The sequence below is a fragment of the Pseudomonas sp. P4_B3 genome (assembly GCF_056402295.1).
On sequence record NZ_JBFUHR010000019.1, the window covers coordinates 37,317 to 48,684 of the forward strand.

General features: G+C 56.7%; 9 protein-coding genes. 5 read left to right on the top strand and 4 right to left on the bottom strand.

Annotated features, from left to right (window positions below; genetic code table 11):
* Positions 1-305: 305 nt before the first annotated feature.
* The 4 genes from AC1DWG_RS21430 to AC1DWG_RS21445 all read right to left on the bottom strand — a co-directional run bounded on the left by AC1DWG_RS21430 (position 306) and on the right by AC1DWG_RS21445 (position 5,513).
* Complete coding sequence (locus tag AC1DWG_RS21430) at positions 306-1,565, bottom strand: hypothetical protein (RefSeq protein WP_477788315.1); 1,260 nt, start codon at positions 1,563-1,565, stop codon at positions 306-308.
* Positions 1,535-2,803: a hypothetical protein gene (locus AC1DWG_RS21435; RefSeq protein ID WP_477788316.1), complete on the bottom strand. Its 1,269-nt coding sequence runs from the start codon at positions 2,801-2,803 to the stop codon at positions 1,535-1,537. Before AC1DWG_RS21435 ends, AC1DWG_RS21430 begins: the two co-directional genes overlap by 31 nt.
* Positions 2,800-3,216 carry a glycoside hydrolase family 19 protein gene (locus AC1DWG_RS21440; protein ID WP_477788317.1) on the bottom strand — a complete coding sequence of 139 codons (417 nt, stop codon included), beginning with the start codon at positions 3,214-3,216 and terminating at the stop codon, positions 2,800-2,802. The genes AC1DWG_RS21435 and AC1DWG_RS21440 overlap by 4 nt, the downstream gene beginning before the upstream one ends.
* A gap of 158 nt (positions 3,217-3,374) precedes the next feature.
* Positions 3,375-5,513, bottom strand: coding sequence for a hypothetical protein (locus AC1DWG_RS21445; RefSeq protein ID WP_477788318.1), 2,139 nt, complete (start codon positions 5,511-5,513; stop codon positions 3,375-3,377).
* Positions 5,514-6,127: 614 nt separating this feature from the next.
* Here AC1DWG_RS21445 and AC1DWG_RS21450 point away from each other — a divergent pair.
* The 5 genes from AC1DWG_RS21450 to efeO (AC1DWG_RS21470) all read left to right on the top strand — a co-directional run bounded on the left by AC1DWG_RS21450 (position 6,128) and on the right by efeO (AC1DWG_RS21470) (position 11,305).
* Positions 6,128-6,466, top strand: a complete 339-nt coding sequence (locus AC1DWG_RS21450; RefSeq protein WP_223543149.1) for a DUF6124 family protein — start codon at positions 6,128-6,130, stop codon at positions 6,464-6,466.
* Between the two features lie 632 nt (positions 6,467-7,098).
* Positions 7,099-7,938 carry an iron uptake transporter permease EfeU gene (efeU, locus tag AC1DWG_RS21455; protein ID WP_477764182.1) on the top strand — a complete coding sequence of 280 codons (840 nt, stop codon included), beginning with the start codon at positions 7,099-7,101 and terminating at the stop codon, positions 7,936-7,938.
* Positions 7,939-7,946: 8 nt separating this feature from the next.
* Entirely contained in the window at positions 7,947-9,167 is a 1,221-nt protein-coding gene (gene efeO / locus AC1DWG_RS21460) for an iron uptake system protein EfeO (protein ID WP_477764181.1), read from the top strand.
* Complete coding sequence (gene efeB, locus AC1DWG_RS21465) at positions 9,164-10,453, top strand: iron uptake transporter deferrochelatase/peroxidase subunit (RefSeq protein ID WP_477788319.1); 1,290 nt, start codon at positions 9,164-9,166, stop codon at positions 10,451-10,453. Before efeO (AC1DWG_RS21460) ends, efeB begins: the two co-directional genes overlap by 4 nt.
* A gap of 27 nt (positions 10,454-10,480) precedes the next feature.
* A complete protein-coding gene (gene efeO, locus AC1DWG_RS21470) occupies positions 10,481-11,305 on the top strand; it encodes an iron uptake system protein EfeO (protein WP_477764179.1) in 825 nt (274 codons plus the stop codon).
* The last annotated feature ends 63 nt before the right edge of the window (positions 11,306-11,368 follow it).

Genomic DNA, 11,368 nt, shown 5'->3' on the forward strand with positions numbered 1-11,368 from the left:
GGCCTGTTCTTGTTCGAGTGGGGGCATATTAGCTGAAACCGCTCGCCTGACGCTGTTCCTGTGGGCAACGAAACCCTGCGGGTGTTGGATTGGCTGAAAAATCTGTAATCGATCAATTACACCTGTAGGAGCGAGCTTGCTCGCGATGGTAGTGAACGATGGCATGCGCTTCCTGGATAAACGCGGTGCTCTCGGGTTCTTCGCGAGCAGGCTCGCTCCTACAGGTAATTGGCAACCTGAAAAGTCAGTGCCTGCGCAACCACTCGATAAACAGCGCAAACAACTCTGACTGCGAGCCCTCTTCCTCAAAGTGATGATGCCGGAATCAGCACCGTTCCCCACAGTCCAGCCGCAACCGCGCCACCACTGTAGATAAATTGCGACCCGGCACCGCGCCGAATCGCCTGCGTCCCGGCAGCTATGGCCAACCAAGACGAAGCACAGCCTGGATGACCCAACATTGCATCAAGGTCGCACAATCCCGACCTATCGACAGACATGGGGACTTCAGTCATCACGCGTGCAATGGCGGCCTTCCCCCGAACATCAATACCTGCTCGCCAAACCTGTTCGACTGATCTCGTTTCAAGCGGCGCCCACTCAATCGCCTGTCGCGTAGCGTAAAGCAGGTCATCGGAGATGGGCTTGCGCGCCTGCTCCGGCCGATGAAGTAAGGCTATCGGCGATAACGTGGTTTGCGTCAGACGGTTACCAAACAGCAACCCGACGGCAACTTCCGCCGTGCCATCCGGCTGCTGCGGCGCAAAGTGCACGGCCAAAACCAACAACAACTCCCGATCAGCAATACGCTTGTCCAGCCACTGGTCCAATGCAGTCAGCCCGCGACCATCGACGGGGGTTATGAGTTGGCGAATACCGGATTCGCGCCATGCCTGTCGCCACACTCGGCGCCATTGCTGCTCCGGCAAACCGGTATCGACATCCAGCAACAGGGCCAACGGTTGATCATCAGGCAACTGCGCCAAAGTCGGCGCCAGGTCGGCGAGTGTCTGCGCCCATACACTCAGCAATATTGCTTCCGGGTTTTCATCTGCATCGTTAGATAAACAACTATGGCGAAGTATTGATCCATCCACCCTGGACGCTTGTGACTTCAGCGCCTTCGTCCCACTCAGCAGAGCGTCCAGCTGTATTTCCGGATCATCCGCAGGTTCTGCAAGAGCAGTCTGCACGCTCACGCCAAACACCTGTTGCGAGCGACGCCCCTGACGCATCTTTCGGCTCATGTCTTTTTCGCGAGCCTCATCCCAGCCATCGGCGGCACCCTCTTCACCGGTGTACAACAGCACTCGCCCGAATCCCAGCACGCACCAACCCAGGATTGGGATGCCCAAGGCCAGGCTCCAGAAATCCGAAGGCCGCTGGGGTACGGTTTCGTCGCCGAACAACAGCGTGCCTCCGACGCCCAGCAAACAGAACAGCAACAACAGGCCGAGCCAAAGTAAAAATCGAGGTGGTTGAGGACGCAGTGCGAGAGGCGGAATTTTATCCAGTCTGATTGGCATGGCTTCGCCTAACTCGCCGAAAAATTTATCGACTTGCATTGCACCCACTTTGTAATTATTTCAACTTTCGCTTGGTATGAGACCTTGCACCATCCGCCCCACGAATCCTCCACTAAAACCTTGTCCCCCTTAATTAAATACATCTTTGGTGAATACTGCAGCAACGGTTCCGAACCGCCATCATAAAGAGATGCTTTTTCCATAATGGAGCCGTTTATTACTTTGCCAGTAAGGATGGTTTGAAACAAAGGCGACCCCGCCGTCTTCTGAACACTTTTTTTGTCTTTATACGGATACACATACGTAGTTCCCCCTTGCTTATCCACCTCATCCCCACCCAAATGAAAAAAACGAGTGAGCTTCTTGTCCAGAATTAGAGTATCCGCCTCCAACCTAAAAACACTTACATCGTAAATATCGCTTGCCGGATCCCATATTTTTGGCATCTCCATGCGATGTACGACGAACAACAGCTCTTCTCCCCCTTCACCAACGGGAAGAAAAAATGCGTCAGTGATTACTCCTCCCGTACCCAAGTATGGAAACTCATAAACAAGCTTTGGGTTTTCAGATAAAATAACTGAATAAAGGGATATTCCATCAGTCTCACGAAACAATTGCGCATCTGCTTGCAAATTAGTTTTTGTGTAGACAATACATGCATTCACTCTATCTAGCTCCATAGAGCTATAAGCCTCCCGAAGACCAATACCGCTGCATTTATTCGCCCCGGATATTTTTTTTGGGCCAAGCTCTATCGTTTGGATGTCTCGATATGCACTATCGGGTAAATAATTTAAACCAGGGAGATCACAATTTTTATTGAAAACCTTTTCACCTTGTTTTTTTGCAACAACTTTATAGCTCAAGGAGTTCAGACTTTCGAAGGAGTACAGGTAATTTCCCTTTGTAAAGCGAAGAGCTACCCCGTTACTTTCATGGTTTGTCGAATTGTAAATCGTGAATATTCCTTTGGGAGGTGTTTTTTTCTCTGGATACTGCAACTCTACGCTTGCCGGACCAAGACCGTAGGACGGTTTACCAAAGCGATACTGTACATAGCCACTATCAGGAGATGTATTGGCCTTCGCGCAAATTGACGCAACTCTCCCTACATAGTTGCATTGATCCTGACCGGGATTAAATGCGCAACTAATGTAAATATCCTCCCCTTCAGTGCACATTGTTGAATTTATGTCTACGTATGGATCCCTCGCCCAAACCTTAAGACTCACAAAAGATGCAACAGCCAAAAAAACCATCAGTATTTTTTTCAATTTAAACTCCCTTTCTTTAACAGGTCAACAAAGTACCCCCTTCTATCTGGGTGGCTCGCTGTATGTTTATTTACAACAGTGGTTATTGAATCCACAACATCCAAAGCGCTGCCTTTATCTGCTATTTTATATAACTCATTATTCAGCCAAAAACTCGCAGCCGATCGAACTGCATATTTCATCTCCAACAACAAATCAGGATTCACAACAAAATCTGCATTATCGTTTGGCCACTGCGCCGAATACTTTGAGTGCCAACGTTGAAATAGTGTGTAATTGTGTAACCCTGTCAACTGCTTCAAACCTCGCCCTCTATACCTCCACCCATCACCGCTTGAAACCCCTCGATTGCCAAGTTCGGTACGCCCCCCATAGGCGCCATTAGCGATGGCCTCGTAATCGACTCGGGTCATAGGCGCGCCGTTTTCTTTGATTTTTCCTGTCTTAATTTTGTACCCGTATCGCCCGGCTTCTTCCGGGTTACTCCGAAAATAACTGAACAAGTCAATCAACGCGCTGGATTTATACGCGAAACTTTCATCTACCGATAAATCCTCCCCTGTTTCTTGTTTTATCTGTGCAAAAAATGAGCTCTTCGCAACGGAGTATCTAACTTGAAAAAATCGAGATTTGCGTTTAACTCGTCAGCGATTTCCTGCAAATCACCGTATCGATCTTCACGGAGCGTCGGATAAATGCTTTTCATAGTTTCAAGGGAAAACTTAAATCGGTTACTGCTAAAAATCCCCACCAACCCAATCGGATGAAAGTGATAAGCACTCCCCCAAGAAGGCAACCCGACCTTTTCCGCAACCTCCCTCCACCACCCCATCTGCGCAATCCGCTGCTTCTCCGCCAGCCAATTCAAGTGCGGTGTCGAGCCGCTATGGCCTAGCAACTCATCCAGTGCGTCCCATATCTTCGGCTGCTGAAACCACTCGCTTTCCTTGTACAGAATCATCTGCGAAATCGACTGCGCATGAGCCGGTCGCTCAAGGGCCGCCAGCAATTCAGAGACCGTTAGCGTGCCGTCGGGGTTGCGACCGATGATTTCGTACAACCGCCTTTTCATCGGGCCCTTGTCGTCTTTTTCGGCAATGGCACGATAGCGCTCGCGTTCCTCGTCGCTGAAACGGCCAATGGTGCTGAGAAAAGAGGCCAGCAAGTGTTTGGGTCTGCTGTAGTCGATGATGACGTCATAGCCTTCCCAGGCCCACGGACTGACCCAAGGCGTTACGCCTGGCTCTTCACACACCCAGCCATCAAGAAGATTGTTGTCGGCGTCGTGAAGCAAATGTTTCAGGTAATACCAGGTGCGAGCTTTGCGTGTCGGGCTCGCGGGCACCTGGATTTTTCGGTCCGCCGGCAGATCATCGAGCAGCTTCTTGGGGACCAGCAAATCGGCAGCACTGCGCGGGCTGGAAGCACTCGATGCCTGCAATAGCGCAGCCGTGGTATTTCCTTCAGGAGGTACTACGGGCGTGCCCATAGGGAGCTTCAGCCAGGTCCTGTCTTTCTCCGGCAGGCGTTGGGCCCACAATCGACTGGCTTCGATGAATTCCTCAACGTCATCACCACTGAAGGTTTCCAGGTGGAGCTTCTCGTCCGGCTGATTCGCGCCGCCGTCCTGATACAGGCCAAGATGGCCGATGAGGTCACCTGCCTTGATTGCGACAGGCTGGTCAAGCACCACGATCTGATCTGTCGCTACCGGCTCAATGGCACTTTCCAGCGAGTCAAAATGTACATACTGGTTGATGCGTTCGAGCTTGCGAAACTCGCCTTCGCCACTGACCGTGACCTCCGATTCAAGCGGTAAATCGAAAATTACGTTATCGGCAATCACCGGTTCGGCCCGGACGTTGACTGTCCTCTTCGACGAACTGATGCGGGTTTCTTTGCGGTCTGGGTGTTTGAGCACCTGAGTAGAGAGATAGCCCTTGATCGAGCCATCGGGGTTGAGCAGTTTTGCCGGCCCCAGGCTGCTCTCCAACCTGCGAAATGGTCCGGTGCCACTGATAGCCACTTCGGCGCCTCGCGGCAGAAAATCGATTAGCTGACCATTCGACTTGTTGTACACCTTCAAACCAAGCTGTTCAGGCTGGCCGGGAAGGACGTCATTTGCCGTCTGCTTGACGCGAAAGGTCGGATGCTCGGGCCAGAATTTCGGGCGAGCGAGGGTGGAATCCTTCTGGTACTTCGCCCAATCTTGCAGATGCATGTAGAGGCTATAAAAAGTCAGGCTCGGTGGAGTGTCCTGGCTGCTTTCGATCTTCGGCGGTTGAAGGTGATGGCGAACCAATACGAAGTTGCGCGAAAAGGGTTTCTCGACCGTTCGATCGTTGGCGAAGTAAGCGGTTGTCGGCGACTGCGTATCGATGCGGTAGGCCACCACTTCGCCGTCGGCCAGGCAATGCACGCTGGATTGCTCCAGGGTGCCGGCGGTGCCGCTGTCGAAGTGCACGCCGCCGTGCCACAGGCCGCTACGTCCAAGTGGGTAATAGCCAGCCACCGCTTTGGCCAGTTGGGTCAGTTGCATCAGCGAATCGCGGGTGTCCTTGAACGGATGGCACCAGTTTTCCACGGGGCGCAGTGTACGGGTGGCGGGCACTGCCGCCGGCTCGGGCAAGATTGAGATCTGCGGTGCATCAGAACGCGAAGTCGTGTCGTACTTGTGGAGTCCAAACAGTCGAGAAAGAACGCTGGCCATGTTGTATGTCGCTCCTTGTTTTGCAAAGGGGTCAACCAGGGAGATGCGTACGTCCCAGGGGATCAAATTCATGCTCGGTCAATGCAGAGCGATGACGGCCCGACAGCTTTCTAGAAGCTGGTAAGCGTTCAAATAGGAAATATCTACAAGGCACGTAGGATGGGTCCGGGAAGGCTGCGCGCCCGGTCCGTCAGTTTTTGTACGGTCTTGTCGACTGGTTGTGGTGAGGGGTTTTCGGCGTTTGGTTTCAGCGGTTTTGCGAGCGAGCGGCTACTTGTTTAAACGCCTTCGAGGTTACTTCACGAAAGCTACATCACCTTGCGTCGTTGCCTACGGTTACGCCAGAATCCGCCGGCTTGTGCGCCCTGGGACCGCTCGGTAACTTGATTCGCGTCACTGATTGTCAGTGATCGGGTTTAGTAGCCCGTGGTTAAATCTAAGTCGTACAACGCTTCTATCAGTCAGGCATTGCGCCTGCGGTTTGATGGTGGCTGTACGTAGGGCGCCCTTGGGCGCGCCGGCTTCTTAGATTCCCCGGTCTACTAACCTGCGTACAGCTGCCACCCCTTTCTTTAGTAGGGAACTGGTGCCGGCACAAATCAGGAATCTAAGAAATGTTCAAGGTAACGCCAAGCCCGCCGGATACTGATCCGACAACGTCCTCCAGAACCAATAATCCCCTCGACCCCACCGCCACCATTCCCTCTGCAGCCGATATCCGAGACGCTCCACGCAAACTATGCACGATGTTTTTCGTTAATCCTGAACTCGATACCGAAAGCCTCCTGGCCCACGCGTGCGAATCGCTGGCCTCTGCCAATGTCATGACGATGGATCTGGCGGACCGGACGGAGGGATCGAGTCGCAATACGCTCTTGGGTATCGCGCAAGTCATCATGCTGGGAGAACTGGCGGTGAATCGGGCGCTGGATCGAATTGATCCGCCTGAGTAGAAGAGCAAAAGATCGCAGCCTGTGGCAGCTCCTACATGAGTCCTGTGCAACCGCCATTTTGCGGGTGTACGCAAGACCTGTGGGAGAGACTGCCAGCGATGACGCCTACCAGCCGACCAGGTTTTTCACAGGCGAACGAATTCCGCGATCAGGCCGGCCGGTAGGCCGCCTCGCTTTGGCTTTGGTTTTTGATCTTCTTGCCCCCTCGAGAGGCCGAGCGCAGGTTCTGCTCAGTGGGTAACCCGGCATGGATGCCGGGTTAGCCGCCCCCGGCCATGGATGGCCGATGGCGGCGGGCCCACGGAGCAGGACCGGAGCGAGGGCATGCCGAGCCTAGGCGAGGCACCGAACGACAGGGGCAAGAGCCCTTTGGTTACTTTGGGGCTTTTCCAAAGTGACCCGCTGTAAGAGCGGAACCATAAGTGGCCATGACCGCAGCAACGGATATGTACACCTCATGGAAAATAGTCGGCAATCAGGCCGCCATCGCTGGCAAGCCAGCTCCTACAGGGTAAAGCGTGATCTTCAGGATCGTTCAGCTTAGGTTCAGGTAACTGCCAATCAATACCATATGTGAATGAGTGTCATTATGTTACAACTTAGCTCCCTAACTAAGTTCGAGACGCCGCTGAATGCTTGTTCCTTTCTTGATCATGCTGCGCGAAGGTGTCGAGGCCGCGTTGATCGTTGGCATCATCGCCAGTTACCTCAAACAGACCGGTCGCGGCCGATGGCTGCCGGCGATGTGGATCGGGGTGTTTCTTGCCGTCACCCTCGCCCTGCTGGTGGGCGGTGGCCTGGAACTGCTCAGTGCCGAGTTTCCGCAGAAACAACAGGAGCTGTTTGAAGGCATCGTCGGGCTGATGGCCGTCGGCATTCTCAGCTCCATGGTGTTCTGGATGCGCAGGGTGGCGCGTTCGATCAAACATTCATTGCACGCGTCCCTCGACCACGCGTTGACCGGTTCCGGGCACCAGGTGATTGCGCTGATCGCCATGGTGTTTTTCGCCGTGGCCCGCGAAGGCCTGGAAACGGTGTTCTTCCTGCTCGCCGTGTTCCAGCAAAGCCAAGGCCCGGCGGCACCGATCGGCGCCCTGCTCGGCCTGGTCCTGGCCATCGTCATCGGCTTTTTGATCTACAGCGGCAGCATGCGCCTCAATCTTGCGGCGTTCTTTCGCTGGACCGGCCTGTTCATCCTCGTGGTGGCGGCCGGCATCCTCGCCAACTCAGTGCAGGCGCTGCATGAAGCCGGGCTGTGGAACCACCTGCAAACCGTGCTGTTCGACGTCAGCGCGACACTGCCGATGGACGGCCCGTTGGGTTCGGTGCTGGCCGGCATGTTCGGTTACCAGGACGCCCCGACCGTCAGCACCCTGGGCGCGTATCTGATCTATCTGCTGGTGGCGCTGGGGATGTTCTTCACCCCGGCCGGCGCACCCGCCCGGCAATCCTCTTCCGTTTCCAGCCAGTAAGGGCTCCCATGCCAAATCAAGCCCCACCCCAGGCTTCCCCTCCCCGCGCCTTGCGCTGGGCGGTGGCCGGCTCGGTGATCGTGATGATCGCCGCCGGCGGCCTGTTCTACTACGCCGCGAAAATCGCGGCGGCCAAACGCCAGGCCAACCAAGATGAGGTGGTGGTGACCATCCACCCGCACAGCTGTGAACCCAATGCGCTCACCATCCCGGCCGGTCGCGCCAGCTTTCGCATCGTCAACCGCTCCGACCGCGCCGTGGAATGGGAAATCCTCGACGGTGTGCTGGTGATCGAAGAACGGGAAAACATCGCCCCCGGTTTGAGCCAGGTGATCAACGCCAACCTGCTGCCCGGCGACTACAGCATCACCTGCGGACTGCTGAACAACCCCCGTGGCACCTTGCATGTCACGCCGACAGCCGCCTCCGAGGCTGCCGCCAAATCCAGGCCGTCGATGGTCGCGTTTGTCGGGCCGCTGTCGGAATTCCGCGTGTACCTGAGCAGCCAGAGCACTGCGCTGATCAAAGCCGTCGCCGCCCTTCAGCAAGCCATCGAGTCCGGCGACCTGAGCCAGGCGCAAGCCCTATATGTTCCGGCGCGCGCGGCGTATCAGCATGTGGCGCCTGCCGCTCAACGCCTGGCGGAGCTGGATAACGCCATCAATGCTCGCGCCGACTATTTCGAAAAACGCGAGCAGGACCCGGGCTTCACGGGTTTCCATCGCATCGAGTACGCACTGTTTCAACAACGTGAACTCGCGGACCTGGCACCGATTGCCCAGCGACTGCTGACGGACGTCACCACCCTCAAACAACAGTTGCTGGCCCAGTCACTGCCGCCGGAGCAACTGGTGAGCATCATGGTGCGCAATCTCAACGGCATCGCCGATGTACGCGCCAGCAGCGGCGAAGAAGAACGCTACAGCCATAGCGACCTGAACGGCTTCGCCGCCAACCTCGACGCCACCCGCAAAGTCGTCGACCTGTTGCGTCCGTTGCTGAGCAAATCCGCGGCCGGGCTGCTGCCGACAATCGACGCTGCCCTCAACGCCTTCGACGCCGAACTCAATGGTTTCAAGGTCGGCGACGGTTATGCCAGCTACGACAGCGTCAGCGCCGAGCAGCGCCAACAGATCGCCGACAAGGCCAAGGCACTGGCCACCGCACTCGATGCAATCGATCCCGCCCTTGGCCTTTCCGGCCTGTCAGCAGAAGACGCAAACCGATGAACGATCCAGAGCAATTCAATCTCCAGCGCCGCCGCGTACTGATGGGCATGGGCGCCGCCCTCGCCGGCTCAGCGCTCAGTTGCCCGGCCATCGCCGCCAGCCCCGCGCAAGTCACCGAAGCACCGAGCAGCGACAAAACCTTCGACCGTCACGCGTTCCATGGCAGGCACCAGACCGGCATCGTCACGCCGCGCCCGGCGGCCGGCATGCTGGTGTCGTTCGATGTGTTGGCCAGCGACCGTGAAGACCTCGAGCGGCTGTTTCGCACCTTGAACCAGCGCATTGCGTTCCTGATGCAGGGCGGCCCGGTGGCCCAGGTCGATCCGAAGCTGCCGCCTGTGGACTCGGGCATCCTCGGTCCGGTGGTGACCCCGGATAACCTGACCATCACCGTGTCGGTGGGCGAATCGCTGTTCGACGAACGTTTCGGCCTGGCCGCCGCCAAGCCCAAGCGACTGGTGCGCATGGTCGGTTTCCCCAACGACGCGCTGGAAGCCGATTGCTGCCACGGCGACTTGAGCCTCCAGTTCTGTGCCAACACCACCGACACCAATATCCACGCCCTGCGCGACATCGTGAAAAACCTGCCGGACTTGCTGCTGGTGCGCTGGAAACAGGAAGGCAGTGTGCCGCCCCAGGCCCCGGCGAAATCCGGCGTGCCGGCACAGAGCGCGCGCAATTTCCTCGGTTTCCGCGACGGTTCGGCCAACCCCGATTCCAACGACGCCAAGGCCATGGACAGCATCGTCTGGGTGCAGCCCGGCAGCGATGAGCCGGCGTGGGCAGCCAATGGCAGCTATCAGGCCGTGCGGATCATCCGCAACTTCGTCGAGCGCTGGGACCGCACGCCGTTGCAGGAACAGGAAAGCATTCTCGGCCGGGTCAAAAGCACCGGTGCGCCCATGGGCGGTGCCCACGAATCCGCAGTGCCGGACTACAGCAACGACCCGCAAGGCAAGCTGACCCGACTTGACGCGCACATTCGCCTGGCCAACCCGCGCACCGCCGCGACCCGGGCCAACCTGATCCTGCGTCGGCCGTTCAACTACTCCAACGGCGTGAACAAGAACGGCCAGCTCGACATGGGCCTGCTGTTCATCTGCTATCAGGCCGACCTGGAGAAAGGCTTCATCACCGTGCAAACCCGGCTCAACGGCGAACCGCTGGAGGAATACCTCAAGCCAGTCGGCGGCGGCTACTTCTTCACCTTGCCCGGTGTCACCGGCGAGCAGGATTTCATTGGTCGCTCGCTGCTCGATGCCACACAACCAAAAACAACCGCCTGACCAATACAACACTAACGGAACCGCCCCATGAAAAAGTCGCCCCTCGCGTTAACGCTGACCCTTGGCTTGCTCAACACTTCGCTTTCGACCTTCGCGGCGACAGCGCCGCTGGACCTGGTGGGGCCGGTTTCGGACTACAAGATTTACGTGACCGAGCAACTGGATGAACTGGCCAGCCACACCCGGCAATTCACCGACGCCGTGAAAAAGGGCGACCTGGCCACCGCGCAAAAACTCTACGCGCCGACTCGCGTCTACTACGAGTCGATCGAGCCGATTGCCGAGCTGTTCAGTGACCTGGATGCGTCCATCGACTCCCGCGTCGACGATCATGAGAAAGGCGTGGAGGCGGAAGACTTCACCGGTTTCCACCGGCTCGAGTACTCGCTGTTTTCGCAAAAGAGCACCAAAGACCTGGGCGAACTGGCTGACGACTTGAACAAAGACGTGAAAGACCTGCAAACCCGCGTCGCCGGCCTGACCTTCCCGCCTGAGAAAGTCGTGGGCGGTGCCGCTGCGCTGCTCGAAGAAGTGGCGGCGACCAAGATCTCCGGCGAAGAAGACCGCTACAGCCATACCGACCTCTATGACTTCCAGGGCAACATCGACGGTGCGAAGAAAATCGTCGACCTGTTCCGTCCGCAGATCGAGAAGCAGGATGCGGCGTTCGTGGCCAAGGTCGACAAGAACTTCGCCACCGTGGACAAGATCCTGGCCAAGTACAAGACCCAGGACGGCGGGTTCGAGACCTACGACAAAGTGAAGGACGTCGACCGCAAGGCGCTCGTTGGCCCGGTCAATACTTTGGCTGAAGATTTGTCGACGCTGCGTGGGAAACTGGGGCTGAACTGAGTTTTGCAGCGCCGGTAAGGTCCTCATCGCGAGCAAGCTCGCTCCTACAGTGGATCGGGGTCG